This window comes from Paraburkholderia sp. SG-MS1 (genome assembly GCF_012275575.1).
Classification (GTDB): Bacteria; Pseudomonadota; Gammaproteobacteria; order Burkholderiales; family Burkholderiaceae; genus Paraburkholderia.
Genome location: NZ_NPIH01000229.1, coordinates 13,266 through 29,635, shown reverse-complemented (window position 1 = coordinate 29,635; position 16,370 = coordinate 13,266). Strand labels below are relative to the sequence as shown.

The following is a 16,370-nucleotide window of genomic DNA, read 5'->3' as shown; positions in this document are numbered from 1 at the left end:
CACGTACGCCGCGTAGAGAACGCGCCTTGTAGCGCCAAGGCGCGTTCTCTTCCATTAAACCTGAACCAGAACCCGGCGGATCTAGCGCTCGATCTGCCGGTTCCAGCGCGTGTCCCATTGCGCGCGATGCGCGTTGATCGTGTCCCAATCCACCACGGTCACCTTGCGGACCAGATCGTCGACGTTGCCGAGACTTTGTTGCATCGGCGGCGTCATCTTCGCGAGATGGTTGGTCGGGATCTGTTTGCCGGCCTCAGCGGCTTTCGTCTGCGCCGGCGCGGACAGCAGGAATTGCGCGAGCTTTTGCGCCAGTTGCGGATCCGGGTTGTTGTTGACCACGCACAGATCGACCAGCAGCAGCACCGGTCCTTCCTTCGGATTCACATAAGCGACCGGAATGCCCTTGTCCTGCAGATCGCCGACGCCGGTCGGCGTCAGCGGGAACAGACCCGCTTCGCCGGTCTGAACCATTTCGGAAATCTTCGCCGAATTCGGCACGTACTCGACCACGTTCGGGCCCACCGTGCTCGCCCATTTCGTGAAGCCCGGTTCGACGTTCTGCTCGCTGCCGCCCATCAGCCGGTTGATCGCGAGAAAGCCGTGCAGCCCGAAGGTGCTGCTCGAAGCCGACTGGAACACCACCTTGCCCTTGTACTTCGGATTGGCGAAATCCATCCACGAAGTCGGTGGCGCCCAGCCTTTTTCGGCGAACAGCTTCTTGTTGTACGCGATGCCTGTCATGCCCAACTGCACGCCCGCGCCCATGTCGTCTTTCATGCGCGCGAACGGATAGAGCTCCTTGAGCACCGGCGAGTCGTCGAGCTTCTTGCACACGCCCATGCTGACCGCGCGCGCCATCACGCCGTCATCGAGAAACACCACGTGAATCTGCGGACTGGCTTTGTTGGCGAGCAGTTTCGCGAGAATATCCGACGACGTGCCCGGCACCACCACCACGTGCACGTTGTTGGCTTTTTCGAAATCGGGCAGCACCTGGCTCGTATAGGCCTTTTCCATCGGACCGCCGTTCATGCCGATGTAGATCGTTCTGGTCTGCGACCACGCCGGCGCGGCGGCGCCGAACGCACACAGGGCGGCGAGTGCCGCAAGCGTCTTCAACAGTTTCATAGGGGCTCCTGAGTTTCACTGGATTTGAGACTTAAGCGACGGATGAGGTGGTCGCCGCGGCAAAGCGGCCAATCGAAAAGGCGTCGAGTGGCGTGGGCGTGGTGCCGTCGATCACGAGGTCGGCCAGGACTTCGCCGACGCCGGGCGCAAGCAGAAAGCCCCCGCCCGAAAAGCCGAACGCATGCAATAGACGCGGCATCGTGCGGCTCGCGCCGATCACCGGCTTGCTGTCGGCGGTCTCGCCTTCGACGCCGCTCCACGTGCGGATCAGCAGCGCCTCGCGCAGCGCGGGCAGCAGCGCACACGCGTCGCGCATCACGGCGCGTGTGGTTTGTGTCGACGGCTGGCCGTATTCGCCGTTGCCATGGCCGCGTCCGCCGCCGATCACGCAATTGCCGCGCGCCACCTGCCGCGCGTAGATGCCGCCGCCGTACACGCCGAGGTTGTGCGTGATGAAGAGCGGTAGCGGCTCGGTGACCCACATGTTCGGGTAGATCGGTTTCATCGGCACGGTCTCGCCGAAATGACTTGCGACCTTGTTCGCCCATGCACCGGCGGAGTTGATCAACCAGTCGGCGCTGATGCGCGTGTCGCCGGCGCGCAACTGAAATCGCGTGCCGTCATGATGAATTCCGGTCAGTTCGGTTTGCTCGCGTACGTCCGCGCCTGCGGCTCGCGCGGCACGCGCGAAGGCCGGCGACACGAGACGCGGGTTCGCATGACCGTCGCTCGCGCACAACGAGCCGCCGATGGCTGCCGCGCCGAGCCACGGGTAGCGTCGGCGGAAGTCTGCGCCATCCAGCACCTGCGAGCGCAGTCCGTAATCGCGCGCCATGTCGGCCCATGCCTGCAGCGCGGCAAGATCGGCTTCGCTGCGCGCGAGCCGCAAATGGCCTGACACCGCAAACTCGCCGTCGATGCCGATCAGTTCGGGCAAGCGGTCCCAGATGCGCCGCGCGCGCATCGCGAGCGGCATCTGTTCGACCGGGCGGCCCTGGCAGCGCACGCCGCCGTAGTTCACGCCGCTCGCCTGCGCGCCGCAATAGCGCCGCTCGAACAGGCCCACGCGCAGGCCACGGCGCGCGAGCGCCAACGCGGCCGACGAACCGACGAGACCGCCGCCCGCAATGACGATGTCGTAATGCAGCGCGTCACTCATCACGGGCCTCCGCGGCGATCTCGGCGACGTCGTCGGCGTACATGGCGGGTGAAAGCGGAATCGGTTTCACGGGCGGCTGGCTGCGCAGGCGGCCGACCGCTTCGAGCGGCTTGCCGGTTTCCTCGGCGAGCAGCGCGAGCGCCGCTTCGCCGCACATACGCCCCTGGCAGCGGCCCATGCCGACCCGCGTGAGCGCCTTCAGACGGTTGATCTCGTTCGCTTCGCCGCCGCGAATGCAGCGCCGCACGGTGCCCGTGTCGATCTCTTCGCAGCGGCACACGGTCATGTCGTCGGGCCATTGCGCGGCGCACTGCGCGGGCGGCGCGAAGGCCGCTTCGATGCCCTCGCGAAACACGGCGATACGCTTCAGGCCGCGTTCAAGCGACGCCGCGTCGGGCAGACCAGCGCCGCGCGCCGGTTCGATACCGAGATCGTCGAGCAAGGCGAGCGCCGTGCGGCGGCCCGCCAGTTCGGCGGCGTCGGCGCCCGCAATGCCCGCACCGTCGCCGGCGAGGTAAATGCCGCGCACCGAACTACGGCCGGCGGCATCGAGTTCGGGCAGCCAGCAGCGGTTGGTCGGATCGAAACGGAAACGGCACCCCGCGAGGTCGGCGAGTTGCGTTTCCGGCTTCAGCCCGAAGCTGATGCCGAGCGCGTCGCAGGCGATCGTTTGGTTCGCCGCACCGTCGCCCGGCTTGCGCCATTCGATCGCCTCCACGCCGTGTGCGCCGCGAATACCCACGAGTTTCACCGCGCGTTCGATGCGCACGCCACGCGTTTTCAACCAACCGACGTAGTACAGGCCTTTGGCGAACGTTGACGGCAGACGCGCGAGTTTCGCCGTGGCGGCGATCTGTTGAAAGAGCGGGCTGGTGTCGAGCACGGCCAGCACCTGCGCCCCCGCCTTGACGTACTGATACGCCACCAGGTAGAGCAGCGGCCCGGTGCCTGCCAGCACGACGCGTCGGCCGATCGCGCAGCCTTGCGCCTTCAGCGCGACCTGTGCCGCGCCGAGCGTGTAGACGCCGGGCAGCGTCCAGCCCGGCAGCGGCAGCACGCGATCGGTCGCGCCGCTCGCGATGATCAGGTGCGAGAACGCCACGCGGGTTTCGCGTCCCGCTTGCAGCGTATCGAGCCAGCCTGTTTCGCAGGCCCACGCAAGCGTGTCGGGACGGTAGTCGAGATGCGGCAGCAGCGTGGCCATGGTCGTATGCAACGCGTCGGCCTTGTGCGCTTCGAAACCGTAGAGTGCTTTTTTCGAGCGCTGAAAGTCGCCGTGCGCGGGCGGTTGCCGATAAATCTGGCCGCCCCAGCGGGCGTTTTCATCGATCACGATGGGACTGAGGCCCGCCGCGACCAGCGTCTGCGCGGCGCGCACGCCGGCCGGACCCGCGCCGACGATCACGATGCGGCGTTCGTCGTTCATCGCGCGTTTCCATCGACGGGAGCAACGGCAACGGCGCCCGCTTCGCTCGCGGCAAACCGCGTGAGCACCCGCAAGCCGTCGGTCACCGGCGTCGAGCACGCGCGCAGACGCCGGCCGTCTTCGGTACGCATCCAGCAGTCCTGGCAGGCGCCGATCAGGCAGAAGCCGGCGCGCGGTGCGCCGCTGAATTCGCTGTAGCGCACGCGGCGCTGGTGCGTCAACACCGCGGTCAGCAGCGTGTCGCCTTGCAGCGCGGCGACTTCGCGGCCATCGAGAAAAAACCGCAGCGGCTCGCGCTGCGTTTCGGCGAGACGAACGAATTGCGGCTCGTGTGTACGCGTGGCGGCATCGGAAAACGGCGGGCTGGATGGCATTGCAGAGTAGGAAGAAGACATCAGTGCTGGCCGATCAGAATCCGGTTCAATCCGTACGCACGATCGAGTAGCAGCATCGCGCCGGCCGTGATGAAGATCACCAGCGCGGAGACGGAAGCCATCATCGGGTCGATCGATTCGGTCGCGTACATGTACATGCGCACCGGCAGCGTGACGGTTTGCGGCGAAGTGACGAAGATCGACATCGTCACTTCGTCGAAGCTGTTGATGAACGCGAGCAGCCAGCCGCCGGTAATGCCCGGCAGAATCATCGGGAAGGTGATGCGACGAAACGTGGTCCACGCGTGCGCGCCGAGCGAGTGCGCGGCGTGTTCGACGCTGCGGTCGAGACCGCTCACCGAAGCGAGCACGAGCCGCATCACGAACGGCGTGATGATGATCATGTGCGCGAGCACGAGCCACGCGAACGAACCGGTCGCGCCGATCAGCGCGAAGAAGCGCAGCAACGCGATACCGAGCACGAGGCCGGGAATCACGAGCGGCGAGAGCAGCAGACCGTTCAGAAACGCGCGGCCCGGAAAGCGCGCCCGGCCGATCGCGAGCGCGGCGGGCAGCGCGACGAGCAGAGACAACGTCGCCGACGCGAACGCCAGCTTCAGGCTGTTGAAGAACGCGGAAATGAAGTCCGGGTAATTGAGGATCGCGCGGAACCAGCGCAGCGAGAGGCCGTGCGTGGGCAGCGTGAGCGTTTCGTCAGGCGTGAACGCGACCAGCACGACGATCACGAGCGGCGCGAGCACGAACGCAATCACCAGCGTGTGGAAAATCAGCGCGACGGGGCCGTTTTTTCTCATGATGCCTTCACTCGATGAGGCAGTCGATCAACCCAGGCTTCTGGCGTATCTGCGTTCCAGAACCCGGTAGTAGGTGAGCATCACGATCAGATTCGCGACCAGCAACAGCAGCGCGATGGTCGCCCCGAGCGGCCAGTTCAGCGAGCCGAGGAATTCGTCGTAGACGGCGGTGGCGGCGACTTTCAGGCGCCGTCCGCCGAGCAGGCCGGGAATCGCGAACGCGCTCGCCGACAAACCGAACACCATCAGACTGCCGGACAGAATGCCGGGCGTGAGTTGCGGCAACACGATGCGGCGCAGCACGGTGGTGGGCGAAGCCATCAGCGAGAGCGCGGCGTTTTCCGTTTGCGGGTCGAGCTTCTGTAATGCGGTCCACACGGGGATCACCATGAACGGCAGCATGACGTGCACGAGGGCGATGACGATCGCGAAGGTCGTGTATTCGAGCTTGTAGGGGCCGAGGCCGACCAGACCGAAGGCCTGATTCACCAGACCGTTGCTGTTGAGCAGCATGCTCCAGCCGAACGCGCGCACCACCACCGACACCAGCAGCGGCGCGAGAATCACCAGTAGAAACATCGAGCGATACGGATCGCGCATGCGCGACAGCACGTACGCTTCGGGCGTGCCGATCGCGACGCACAGCAGCGTGACGAGAAACGCGATGCCGAAGGTTCGCAGGAAGATCGTGTGGAAATACGCAGAACCCAACACCTCGACGTAGTTGCCGAACTGGAAGGCGGCGAGCGGACCGCTCGCCGGGTCGAAGCGGTAGAAGGTCAGCACCAGGGTCATCGCAAGCGGAATCAGCACCAGTGCCGCGAACAGCAGAAAGGCCGGCGCGCACATCAGCCAGAGCGGCAGGAACGCGTGCCACGGCGCGCGCCGGGCGTCGCCGGACGGCCGACTGCCGTTGTCGGTGGCGGGCAGCGTGCTAGCCATGTTGTGCATCCCGTTGAATGAAGCGGATTGCTTCGCTGTTCCAGTCGACCCCCACCGCAGCGCCTTCCGGCAGCGGCTCTGCGCCTTCGTTCTGGCAGCACACCAGCACTTCGCCGAGCCGGCTGTCGAGCCGGTACAGCCACTGGCTGCCGAGAAAGAAGCGGCTTGTCACGGTGGCCCGCACCCGACCCCTGTCGGGCGCGCACAGGCGCAGCTTTTCCGGGCGGATGCACAAGGTCACCGCGTCGCCGACCGCGACCGCGCGCTCGCGCGCCGGCAACTGCGCGGTGCGGCCGGTTTCCGCGAGGTCATGGCCGAGGTCGATGCGGATCGCGTCGCCGTCGCGCGCCGCCACGGTGCCCGGCAGCATGTTGGCCTTGCCGATGAACTGCGAGACGAAGCGGTTCTCGGGGCGCTCATACGCTTCATACGGCGTGTCGATCTGCGTGATGCGGCCGGCTTCCATCACCACCACGCGATCGCTGATCGACAGCGCTTCGGACTGGTCGTGCGTGACCATGATCGTGGTCGTGCCGATCTTGCGTTGAATGCTGCGCAGTTCGAATTGCATGTCTTCGCGCAGCTTGGCGTCGAGATTCGACATCGGTTCATCGAGCAGCAGCACCGGCGGGGCGATCACGATCGCGCGGGCGATCGCCACGCGTTGCCGCTGACCGCCGGACAACTCGCGCGGAAAGCGATGCGCGAGCGTGTCGAGCCGCACCAGGGCGAGCGCTNCGCGCACCCGCTCCTGCCGCTCGGCCTTGTCGATGTTGCGCATTTCCAGACCGAAGCCGACGTTGTCGGCGACGCTCATATGCGGAAACAGCGCGTAGCTCTGGAACACGATGCCGAGCCCGCGTTTGTTCGGCTTCATGTGCGTGATGTCGCGGCCGTCGAGCGTGATGCGCCCGCGTGTCGTTTCGACGAAGCCCGCGATCATCTGCAGCGTGGTGGTCTTGCCGCAGCCGGATGGCCCCAGCAGCGAAACGAACTCGCCTTTTTCCACCGACAGGTTCACGTCGGCGACTGCTTGCAGGTTGCCGAACGATCTGGCGACATCGGTGAGTGTGAGGAACGACATGGTCTGGCCTTTTGATGGTTCGACTCGATTCAAACGGCAACTGCTGTGAGCCGCGATGGAGCCGACTCTAGCCAGCCAAATTACCAGGCGTCAATTTGAAATTCCGTTTGGCGAGATAAGATTGAAAAAAATTCCGTTAATTGGAATATATTTAGCGAGGTACAAATGAACTATTCCGCTGCGTGGGGTCCGGAATATCCCTATGCGTCAGCCCAATCGGTGGCTTCGCAGTTGCCGGGCAAGCTTCCGTTTGCGGAGAAAACGTTTTAAAGTATTCCGAACAATGAAATGATTGAGAACCGACAGGATGAATGCTGCCGCCAAACGAGACACCGCTGCCGCACCGGCCCAGCCGTGCGACGCGCCCGGCCCGGGCATGCTGGAGCGCGCCTTTGCCGTGATCCGGGCGTTGTCGGAAGCACAACCGGACGGCGGCCGCGTCACGCGGCTCGCCAAAGCTGTGGGGCTGACCCAGGGCACCGTGCATCGCATCCTCCAGGCGTTGATTGCCGAGGGCATGGTCGAACAGGACGAAAGCTCGAAGCTGTACCGGCTGAGCGTCGACTTCTTCGCACTCGCGGCGCAGGCCGGCAATCCGAGCGGCATGCGCACGCTGTGCCGTCCGGCGTTGCTGCGGCTGTGCGCGAGTCTTGGCGACACGATCTTCCTGCTGGTCAAAAGCAGCTTCGACGCGGTGTGCCTCGACATCTGCGAAGGGCCGTTTCCGATCCGCTCGTTCACCGGTGACATCGGCGGACGCGTCGCGCTGGGTGTCGGCCAGGGGAGCCTCGCGATTCTCGCGTTTCTGCCCGAAGCGGAGCGCGAGGAGATCATTCGCTTCAACGTGCCGCGGATTCGCGGGTACGGCGTGCTCGACGAAGTGTATTTGCGCACTGAGATCGAACGCGTGCGTCAGTTGGGCTACGCGGGGCGCAATAGTGGCGTACTCGACGGCATGGCGGGCGTGGCGGTGCCGATTCTGGACCGCACCGGCGTCGCGGTGGCGGCGCTGAGCGTCGGTACGCTGGCCGCCCGCCTGGGTGACGACCGTTTGCCGATGGTGGTGGAATTGCTGCGGCGCCAGGCCGATGCGATCGGTCCGCAAACCAATCCGTTCGATGTGGCGCTGCGTCGCCCGATGCATGGTTTGTCGCGCGCGATGACGACCGAACGGATCACGGGATAAGCGGCGAAAGAACACGCGCTGAGCGGCGCGGCGCCCCCCGCGGCGCCTCCTTTTCCGCGATGCTTTATCATTGAGCCCGCTCCGCTTGCCGGAGCCCGAGCCCGATGCGGCGCAGCTTATCGCGAGGCGGGCCTCCCTACTCCATCCTCTGGTTTTTCCGCTGGTAATTGGCGCATGGGCATGCGATCGAGCACGCCGATGATGACGCCAACGCGTATGCGCCAACCGCGCAGGCTTCGCCGACCGCTTTTTCCAGATCCGTATTTCGCGCCGCGCGGCCCGTTCGCGCGACACCGCAACTGTTTGAACAAGAGGTACACGATGAATGCATCCCGCCCGTCTGGCGCGCGCGTGTCGCAGACCCGTTCGTTTTCGACGGTCTTTCTGATCGAGATGTGGGAACGTTTCGGCTATTACGGCATGGCCGCGCTGCTCGTGCTGTTCATGATCGACAAGCTGAACTTCACCGACAGCCACGCGACGCTCACGTGGGGCGCATTCACGGCGCTGGTGTACGCGTCGCCGTCGATCGGCGGCTGGATCGGCGACAAGATTCTCGGGGCGCGCCGCACGATGATCTTCGGCGCGGGCGTGCTGGGCGCCGGCTACTTCATGCTGGCGCTGCCCAACGACCAGCTCGCGTACATGTACGCCTCGCTCGGCGTGATCGTGGTCGGCAACGGGCTCTTCAAGGCGAACGCGGCGAACCTCGTGCGCCGCATTTACGAAGGCGACGACGCGCGCATCGACAGCGCGTTCACGATCTACTACATGGCGGTCAACATCGGCTCGACCGCGTCGATGCTCGCCACGCCATGGATCAAGGACCACTGGGGCTGGCACGCGGCGTTCGCGGTGTGCTGCGCGGGCATGCTGCTGTCGGTGCTGAATTACTTCGTCATGTTCCGCACGCTCGCGCATATCGGCTCTGCGCCGGATGCCGAACCGGTGCGCTGGAGGCGTGTCGGCGCGCTCGCGCTCGGCGGCCTCGTGCTCGGTGCGGCGACGATGTTCGTGCTGCAGCACAAGGCGATCGCGGTGGCCTGTGTGTATGCAGCGGGTATCGCGATTCTGGCGATCTTCGGCTACATGCTGATGAAGTGCGAACGCTCCGAGCGCGCAGGACTCGTCGCCGCGCTGATTCTGACCGCGCAGGTGGTCCTGTTCTTCGTGTTATACGTGCAGATGTCGACCTCGCTTACGCTCTTCGCGCTGCGCAATGTCGATCCGCGTTTTACGCTGTTCGGCACGACGCTGTTCACGTGGAGCGCCGCGCAGTTCCAGGCGCTCAACCCGATCTGGATCATGCTGCTGAGCCCGTTGCTCGCGCTGTTGTACACGAAGCTCGCGAGGAACGGCAAGGACATGCCAGTGGCGGTGAAATACGCGTTCGGTTTCGCGGTGGTGGCGGCCGGTTTCTTCGTGTACGCGGCGAGCGGCAACTACGCGGTGGATGGGCGCGTGTCGTCGTGGTTCATGGTGGGCGGCTACGGCCTGTATTCGCTGGGCGAATTACTGGTGAGCGGGCTGGGACTTGCGATGATCGCGCGCTACGTCCCTGCGCGGATGAGCGGCTTCATGATGGGCGCTTACTTCGTGGCGACCGGCGTGTCGCAATACCTCGGCAGCGTGGTCGCGAACTTCGCGCAGATGCCGGCCGGCAATCTCGATCCGCTCGAATCGTTGCCGCTCTACGTCAAGCTGTTCAACGGTCTGGGCTGGCTCGCGGCGGCTGGCGCGCTGGTGGCGGTCCTGTTGCTGCCGCTGATGCGCAAGCTGTCGCGCGACCATCAGCGTTGCGGCGACGAAGCGCGGGAAAGCGCGCGGCAAAACGCGGCACTTAATAGCGTGGCGGCGGAGTAGTCCGCTACGGCTGCGCAAGCGACGCGAGCCACTTGCGCGACCCACGCACAATCACAACGGCGCCCTTGCATAGCAAGTCGCGCCGTTTTGCATTTCAGGCGCGCAGCGCTTCGTCTATATCCGCAGCGGTAGCGGTGCCAGAGGTAAGCTTACGGTTCGTCACTGGTCTGTCGAACCAACCATTTCCCGGATATTTGGGGTAGCCACCGGCATGGACATACATATCGCGGTCGAAGGCCATCACGATCTGGCCGGACAGATCTATCGGCAGTTGCGGGCCGGCATCGTCGAAGGAAGGCTCGCCGGCGGCACGCGGCTGCCGTCCACGCGCAATCTCGCGACGCAACTCGGCGTGTCGCGCAAGACCACGCTCGACGTCTTCGAGCGGCTGCTCTCCGAAGGCTATCTGAGCGCGCGTGCCGGGTCGGGCACCTTCGTCGCCGACGGTCTCGAGCGTTTGCCGGTGGAACGCTCCGCGCAGGCGCGCGCGGCGGAGTCGTCGCGCGAGCGGACCCTGGCGAAGGCCAAAGTCGCGGCCGCGCGCGCCCAGCCGCTGTGGGAACAGATGCCCGAGAGCTTGCCGCTGCCGCGACCGTCGGTGCCGCCGCCGCAGGATTTCGTCGGCGGCGCGACCGACAAGGCGTTGTTCCCTTTCGATGTCTGGCGCCGCTGCGTGAATCACGCGTTGCGTGCGCAGGCACGCGGCCCCGGCACGTATCGCGACGCAGCGGGCGAGCAGGCGCTGCGTCTCGCGATCTCGCGCTACCTCGCATTCAACCGCGCGGTGGCGAGCAATTGGGAAGACGTGATCGTCACGCAGGGCGCGCAGCACGCGCTCGATCTGATGGCGCGCATCACGTTGCGGCCCGGTGAAGTCGCCGCGCTTGAAGATCCCGGCTATCCGCCCGCGCTTGCGTGTTTCAAGGCCACCGGCGCGCGCGTCGTGCCGGTGCCGGTGGACAGTGAAGGGTTGATCGTCAGCAAGCTGCCGGACAAGGCGAGGCTCGTCTACGTGACGCCGTCGCATCAGTTTCCGCTGGGCATGCCGATGAGCCTCGAGCGTCGAGTCGAACTGCTCGAATGGGCGCAGAAGCGCGGTGCGGTGATCATCGAGGACGACTACGACTGCGAATACCGCTTCGAAGGCCGGCCGATGGAGCCGCTAAAGAGCCTCGATCGCGCCGGACTGGTCGCCTACGTAGGCACGTTCTCGAAGACGATCTTTCCGGAGCTGCGGGTCGGCTACGTCGTGCCGCCGGCGTCGCTCCATGGCGCGCTCGTCAAGGCGCGTCAGATCGCCGACTGGCATGGCTGCACGCTCACGCAAACCGCGCTCGCGTCTTTCATGGTCAACGGCGACTTCGCCAAGCATCTGCGGCGCATGCACAAGATCTACGCGGCGCGCCGCGCGATGCTGCTCGAGCATCTGCGCGGCGGGCTCGCACCGTGGTTCGAACCGATCGTGCCGACCGCGGGCATCCACATGGCGGCGCGTCTGCGCGCGCCGTTGACGGAGCCGGCGGTGGTCAACGCGGCGCGCGAGGCGTCGATCGGTTTGTATGGGTTGGCGCCGTTTCATCTGCATGCGCAGCCGCGAGCCGGCCTGATGTTCGGCTACGGCAGCATCGCGGTCGAACACATCGATGCGGCGCTCACGACGCTCGCCGCCGTCCTGTCGCGTCTGTCGCATTGACGCTTGTCGTCAGCCGGGGTTCGTGCGGGCTGGCACGTTCTGCCGCAGGTCGAATCGCCATGGGTTGCGCTGCGACGCGCGCTCGATCCGCGATTTAACAGTGTTCTTCGCCATCGCAAAGCACCTGGCGCAGTCGCACGCGGAAGACGAATGTGCCTGTATACATGCATCGAAACGAACTGTAACGTGCGTTACGTGTTCGTGTTGCGCAGCGTGCCGACACACGTTTACCCGCTAAAACAAGCATCAAAATGTGTTGTGGAGTCTGCGCCACGCAACAAACCTTCGAGGGAATACATAAAAGAGTCGCGCAAATCGTCTTGACGCTTGTAGAATCCGGCGTTGAAGCGTGCGCATACGGTGTGCGCTTCATGCAATTCACTGACCACAACAGGTAGGAGAAACATGCCGACTTCCGCAAAAAAGGTGGCCAAGAAGGCTGCTGCCCCGGTACCGACCAAGAAGGTTGCTGCAAAGAAAGTCCCTGCGAAGAAAGCCGTCGCAGCTAAGAAGGTCGCCGTGAAGGCTTCCAGCGCACCGTCGCCGATCAAGGACACCTTCACGAAGGCCTCGCTGGCTGCTCACGTCGCTGAACGCGCCGCTGTCGAACCGAAGACCGCCAAGGCCGTGCTGGCCGCGCTCGAAGACACGATCCTCGGCGCCGTCCATAAGAAGGGCGCTGGCGAATTCACGCTGTCGGGTCTTCTGAAGATCGTCGTGCAAGCTGTGCCGGCGAAGAAGAAGCGCTTCGGCAAAGACCCGTTCTCGGGCGAAGAGCGTTGGTTCCCGGCCAAGCCGGCTAGCGTGCGCATCAAAGCGCGTGCGCTGAAGAAGCTGAAAGACGCTGCAGCAGGCTGATCGCGCATCGAGCGTGGCCTTGATGTTGACCATCATGGTTTGACTTGACCATGGCTCACGTATGAGCCGGTTCGCTATGCGAGTTGTCTCGAAGTCCCCGTGGATGAAAATCCACGGGGACTTTTTTTGTGCGGCGTTAGCGTGCGAGTTCCGCTCGCGTGCATCACGGTGCCGCGCATGCACTGTACTGGCGCATCGTGATCCGCCGCAGTACGATGGCAGCGAAGCGTTGCCGGTGTGGGATGCGCTGTTAGCGTGCATGCAACGTGTTCCGTTCGCTAAAAGCTCAATGGCATAGCGCTTGCTTGATCGATTGTCGAACACCGAATGCGCAGCGCATTCGCCTTCTATCCGACAACAAGAGCGGGGCGTGACATGCGATGCTATGACGAGATGCGTCATCATGACGATGCCGTGCGGCCACACTACGCACGCTTCGAGCGATGGTTGGTCAAGCAGGGCAACGAAGCGATCGCACGCAAACGTGCGGAAGCGGACTTGCTGTTTCGCCGGGTGGGCATCACCTTCGCGGTGAACGGTGATCTGTCAGGCACGGAGCGGCTGATTCCCTTCGACCTGATCCCCCGCATCATCCCGCGCGGCGAATGGCAGACGCTCGAAGCCGGTCTGCGTCAGCGCGTGCAGGCGCTCAATCTGTTCATCCACGACGTCTATCACGATCGCAACATCGTGCGCGCCGGCGTCGTGCCGGCCGAGCAGGTCTATACCAATGCGCAGTACCGGCCCGAGATGCAAGGCGTGAATGTGCCGCTCGGTGTTTACGCGCATATTGCCGGCGTCGACGTGGTGCGCGCAGGCGACGAGGGCGAGTTCTACGTGCTCGAAGACAATCTGCGGGTGCCGTCGGGCGTCTCCTATATGCTCGAAAACCGCAAGATGATGATGCGGCTTTTCCCCGAGCTGTTCGTGCAGAACCGCATCGCGCCGGTCGCGCATTATCCCGATCTGCTGCTCGATACATTGCGCTCGGTTGCACCCGAAGGCGTCGACGATCCGGTCGTGGTGGTGCTGACGCCGGGCATGTACAACTCCGCGTATTTCGAACACACCTTCCTCGCGCAGCAGATGGGCGTCGAACTGGTGGAAGGCAAGGACCTGTTCGTCGACGACAACTATGTGTTCATGCGCACCACGCAGGGGCCCAAGCGCGTCGACGTGATCTATCGCCGCGTCGACGACGACTTTCTCGATCCACTTGCGTTCCGCAACGACTCGGCGCTCGGCGTGCCGGGCTTGCTGACCGCGTATCGCGCCGGCCGCGTGGCGCTCGCCAATGCGATGGGCACCGGCATCGCCGACGACAAATCGATCTACCCGTATGTGCCGGAGATGATCGAGTTCTACCTCGGCGAAAAGCCGATCCTCAACAACGTGCCGACGTTCCAGTGCCGCAAGCCCGACGATCTGGCGTACACCCTCGCGCATCTGCCCGAGCTGGTGGTCAAGGAAGTGCATGGCGCGGGCGGCTACGGAATGCTGGTGGGACCGGCGTCGACCTCAGCTGAAATCGAGGCGTTCCGTGAACGCCTGATCGCGCGGCCCGCTGGTTATATCGCGCAGCCCACGCTCGCACTGTCCGCGTGTCCGACCTTTGTCGAAGCGGGCATCGCGCCGCGCCATATCGATCTGCGGCCGTTCGTGCTGTCGGGCAAGACCGTCACGATGGTGGCGGGCGGCCTCACGCGTGTCGCGTTGCAGGAGGGGTCGCTCGTCGTCAATTCGTCGCAGGGAGGCGGGACCAAAGATACGTGGATGGTCGACTGACGCGGTTGCGATGCGCTGCCGCTGCCGCTCATCGGGCAGCCGGGCAAGCGCGTTCGCAGCCCAGCGCGCAGCGGCGGCACGCCAAACGTAGTACGCACACGCGGCACGCCGCCCGCGCATCCGGATAACCAGCGAGCCTGTACTTTTACTTTTAGCATAAGCCTCGCCTCATCAGACACGGAACGCCGTCATGCTAAGCCGCACCGCCGATCACCTTTTCTGGATGGCCCGTTACATGGAGCGCGCGGAGAACACCGCCCGCATGCTCGACATCAACCTGAAGGCGCTGCTGTTGCCGCAGACGTCCGAACAGGAGGCGCGCGCGCAACGTTCGGTGCTGCGCATCTCCGAGCTCGAAAGCGCGTTCGCGCAGCGCTACGACGAGCCCACCCGCGAACACGTGCTCGACTTCATGGTCGCGGATGCGAACAACCCGTCGAGCATTCATTCGTGCCTGCAGGCCGCGCGTGAAAACGCCCGCGCGGTGCGCGGCACGTTGACGACCGAATGGTGGGAAACCATCAACGACACGTGGCTCGAATTCAACGAGCGCATCTCGTCCGGGCAGGCGGCGCACAATCCGGGCGCGCTGTTCGAATGGGTGAAGTTCCGCTCGCATCTGTCGCGCGGCGTGACGATCGGCACCGCGCTGCAGGACGACGCATTCTTCTTCACGCAGCTCGGCACCTACCTTGAACGCGCCGACAACACTGCGCGGATTCTCGACGTGCGCTTCGCGGACGTCGAACCGAATTCACGCGACGCCGCGCGCCAGCTCGAAGACTTCTATTACTGGACCTCGATTCTGAGTTCGGTGTCGGCGCTCGAAATCTACCGCAAGGTGTATCGCGACGTCGTCACGCCAGCACGGGTGGTCGAACTGATGATCCTGAACCAGCAGATGCCGCGCTCGCTGCTCGCATCGGTCGACGGTGTCTGCACGAATCTGGCGATGCTGCGCACTTCGGGCTCGAACCAGTGTGAGCGTTTCGCCGGCAAGCTGCGCGCCGAGCTGGTCTATTCCGATATCCGGCAGATTTTCGAAGCCGGCCTGCACGCCTATCTGACTCAGTTTCTCGCTCGCGTGTTCGAGCTGGGCAATCTGGTCGCGCGTACCTATCTGATGCTGCCAGTCGCCTGACGGAGTTTTATATGTACCTGACGATCCGCCACGACACGTCGTATCGCTACGAAGCGACGGTCCATTATTCGATCCAGCAATTGCGCCTGACGCCGGCGAGCGGCGCCGCCCAGGTCGTGCGGCGCTGGAGCATCGATGCGCCGGGCAAGCTCGACGCGACCTTCGATGCGTACGGCAACGTGCTGCATACGCTGGTCATCAACAAGCCGCATAGCGAGATCCGTCTGCAGGTGTCCGGCGAAGTGGACACGATTGCGCTCGTCGACGGCCTGCTGCGCGACGCGGTCGGCCCGATTCCGCTCGAACATTTCACCTGCGCGACGCGGCTGACCGAGGCCGACGCGGCGATCCGCGAACTGGCCGAATCGGTGCCGAGTCTCGCGAGTTCGGCGAGTCTGATCGAGCTGTCCGAGCAGATCGTGCAGCGCGTGAAGTATCGCCCCGGCGTCACCGAAGTCACCAGCACGGCGGCCCAGGCGCTCGCGCTCGGCAACGGCGTGTGTCAGGACCATGCCCATTTGATGCTGGCGTGCTGCCGCGCGCGCGGCATTCCGGCACGCTACGTGAGCGGCTATATCGAGCCCGGCGACCTGTCCGCGATGGAAGCCTCCGCCGCGGCGCCGCATGGCGCGAGTCATGCGTGGGTGGACGTGTGGCTCGACGGCAAGGGCTGGATTTCGATCGACGTTACGCATGCCGCGTTTGCCAGCGAAATTTATTGCCGGCTCGCCGTCGCACGCGACTACGAGGCCGCCGCGCCGGTGCGTGGACGGCGTATCGGCGGACTCGAAGAGCAGTTGAAGGTGTCGGTGACGGTCAGCGCGCAGCTGCCTCAATAGACGGCCAGGAAGGCGCCTCGCGGACCCCGTGCAGCTCCGGCTCGCCACGGGGTTGCGACGGAGCGTTCGAACGCTCG

The 16,370-nt window shown here is 64.7% G+C and carries 14 protein-coding genes; 7 read left to right on the top strand and 7 right to left on the bottom strand.

The window, feature by feature from the left end:
- Positions 1 to 81: 81 nt before the first annotated feature.
- Genes CIC12_RS20930 through CIC12_RS20900 form a run of 7 tightly spaced genes read right to left on the bottom strand, consistent with a single transcriptional unit; the run spans position 82 to position 6,928 of the window.
- Positions 82 to 1,128 carry an ABC transporter substrate-binding protein gene (locus tag CIC12_RS20930; protein WP_168666567.1) on the bottom strand — a complete coding sequence of 349 codons (1,047 nt, stop codon included), beginning with the start codon at positions 1,126 to 1,128 and terminating at the stop codon, positions 82 to 84.
- A 31-nt stretch (positions 1,129 to 1,159) separates the two neighbouring features.
- Positions 1,160 to 2,287 (bottom strand): NAD(P)/FAD-dependent oxidoreductase, encoded by a 1,128-nt coding sequence (locus tag CIC12_RS20925; protein ID WP_168666565.1) that lies wholly within the window; start codon positions 2,285 to 2,287, stop codon positions 1,160 to 1,162.
- Positions 2,280 to 3,713, bottom strand: a complete 1,434-nt coding sequence (locus CIC12_RS20920) for an FAD/NAD(P)-dependent oxidoreductase (RefSeq protein ID WP_168666563.1) — start codon at positions 3,711 to 3,713, stop codon at positions 2,280 to 2,282. The genes CIC12_RS20925 and CIC12_RS20920 overlap by 8 nt, the downstream gene beginning before the upstream one ends.
- Positions 3,710 to 4,087 carry a (2Fe-2S)-binding protein gene (locus CIC12_RS20915; RefSeq protein ID WP_168666664.1) on the bottom strand — a complete coding sequence of 126 codons (378 nt, stop codon included), beginning with the start codon at positions 4,085 to 4,087 and terminating at the stop codon, positions 3,710 to 3,712. Before CIC12_RS20915 ends, CIC12_RS20920 begins: the two co-directional genes overlap by 4 nt.
- 20 nt (positions 4,088 to 4,107) lie before the next feature.
- Positions 4,108 to 4,902: an ABC transporter permease gene (locus CIC12_RS20910; protein ID WP_168666561.1), complete on the bottom strand. Its 795-nt coding sequence runs from the start codon at positions 4,900 to 4,902 to the stop codon at positions 4,108 to 4,110.
- A gap of 27 nt (positions 4,903 to 4,929) precedes the next feature.
- A complete protein-coding gene (locus tag CIC12_RS20905) occupies positions 4,930 to 5,844 on the bottom strand; it encodes an ABC transporter permease (protein ID WP_168666559.1) in 915 nt (304 codons plus the stop codon).
- Positions 5,837 to 6,928, bottom strand: coding sequence for an ABC transporter ATP-binding protein (locus tag CIC12_RS20900; protein WP_168666557.1), 1,092 nt, complete (start codon positions 6,926 to 6,928; stop codon positions 5,837 to 5,839). The genes CIC12_RS20905 and CIC12_RS20900 overlap by 8 nt, the downstream gene beginning before the upstream one ends.
- Before the next feature lie 307 nt (positions 6,929 to 7,235).
- On the opposite strand from CIC12_RS20900, the gene CIC12_RS20895 reads away from it, so the two are divergent.
- From CIC12_RS20895 to CIC12_RS20865, 7 genes are all read left to right on the top strand, one after another.
- Positions 7,236 to 8,114 (top strand): IclR family transcriptional regulator, encoded by an 879-nt coding sequence (locus tag CIC12_RS20895; RefSeq protein ID WP_168666555.1) that lies wholly within the window; start codon positions 7,236 to 7,238, stop codon positions 8,112 to 8,114.
- 321 nt (positions 8,115 to 8,435) lie between these two features.
- Positions 8,436 to 9,977, top strand: a complete 1,542-nt coding sequence (locus tag CIC12_RS20890; protein ID WP_168666553.1) for a peptide MFS transporter — start codon at positions 8,436 to 8,438, stop codon at positions 9,975 to 9,977.
- Positions 9,978 to 10,188: 211 nt separating this feature from the next.
- On the top strand, positions 10,189 to 11,670 hold the full coding sequence (gene pdxR, locus CIC12_RS20885) for a MocR-like pyridoxine biosynthesis transcription factor PdxR (protein ID WP_168666551.1): 1,482 nt from the start codon (positions 10,189 to 10,191) through the stop codon (positions 11,668 to 11,670).
- Between the two features lie 405 nt (positions 11,671 to 12,075).
- A complete protein-coding gene (locus tag CIC12_RS20880) occupies positions 12,076 to 12,528 on the top strand; it encodes an HU family DNA-binding protein (RefSeq protein WP_042326082.1) in 453 nt (150 codons plus the stop codon).
- A 375-nt stretch (positions 12,529 to 12,903) separates the two neighbouring features.
- Complete coding sequence (locus CIC12_RS20875) at positions 12,904 to 14,313, top strand: circularly permuted type 2 ATP-grasp protein (RefSeq protein ID WP_168666549.1); 1,410 nt, start codon at positions 12,904 to 12,906, stop codon at positions 14,311 to 14,313.
- Positions 14,314 to 14,503: 190 nt separating this feature from the next.
- Complete coding sequence (locus CIC12_RS20870) at positions 14,504 to 15,454, top strand: alpha-E domain-containing protein (RefSeq protein WP_168666547.1); 951 nt, start codon at positions 14,504 to 14,506, stop codon at positions 15,452 to 15,454.
- 11 nt (positions 15,455 to 15,465) lie between these two features.
- The gene (locus CIC12_RS20865) at positions 15,466 to 16,293 is read left to right on the top strand and encodes a transglutaminase family protein (RefSeq protein WP_168666545.1); all 828 of its coding nucleotides are present in this window, start codon (positions 15,466 to 15,468) and stop codon (positions 16,291 to 16,293) included.
- Positions 16,294 to 16,370 lie beyond the last annotated feature (77 nt).

What these genes read in the sequence shown, in the direction of transcription:
- CIC12_RS20925 (WP_168666565.1), bottom strand. Translation starts at nt 2,287, where the DNA reads ATGAGTGACGCGCTGCATTACGACATCGTCATTGCGGGCGGCGGTCTC.
- CIC12_RS20920 (WP_168666563.1), bottom strand. Translation starts at nt 3,713, where the DNA reads ATGAACGACGAACGCCGCATCGTGATCGTCGGCGCGGGTCCGGCCGGC.
- CIC12_RS20875 (WP_168666549.1), top strand. Translation starts at nt 12,904, where the DNA reads ATGCGATGCTATGACGAGATGCGTCATCATGACGATGCCGTGCGGCCA.
- CIC12_RS20880 (WP_042326082.1), top strand. Translation starts at nt 12,076, where the DNA reads ATGCCGACTTCCGCAAAAAAGGTGGCCAAGAAGGCTGCTGCCCCGGTA.
- CIC12_RS20905 (WP_168666559.1), bottom strand. Translation starts at nt 5,844, where the DNA reads ATGGCTAGCACGCTGCCCGCCACCGACAACGGCAGTCGGCCGTCCGGC.
- CIC12_RS20915 (WP_168666664.1), bottom strand. Translation starts at nt 4,087, where the DNA reads ATGCCATCCAGCCCGCCGTTTTCCGATGCCGCCACGCGTACACACGAG.
- CIC12_RS20895 (WP_168666555.1), top strand. Translation starts at nt 7,236, where the DNA reads ATGAATGCTGCCGCCAAACGAGACACCGCTGCCGCACCGGCCCAGCCG.
- pdxR (WP_168666551.1), top strand. Translation starts at nt 10,189, where the DNA reads ATGGACATACATATCGCGGTCGAAGGCCATCACGATCTGGCCGGACAG.
- CIC12_RS20865 (WP_168666545.1), top strand. Translation starts at nt 15,466, where the DNA reads ATGTACCTGACGATCCGCCACGACACGTCGTATCGCTACGAAGCGACG.
- CIC12_RS20870 (WP_168666547.1), top strand. Translation starts at nt 14,504, where the DNA reads ATGCTAAGCCGCACCGCCGATCACCTTTTCTGGATGGCCCGTTACATG.
- CIC12_RS20890 (WP_168666553.1), top strand. Translation starts at nt 8,436, where the DNA reads ATGAATGCATCCCGCCCGTCTGGCGCGCGCGTGTCGCAGACCCGTTCG.
- CIC12_RS20930 (WP_168666567.1), bottom strand. Translation starts at nt 1,128, where the DNA reads ATGAAACTGTTGAAGACGCTTGCGGCACTCGCCGCCCTGTGTGCGTTC.
- CIC12_RS20910 (WP_168666561.1), bottom strand. Translation starts at nt 4,902, where the DNA reads ATGAGAAAAAACGGCCCCGTCGCGCTGATTTTCCACACGCTGGTGATT.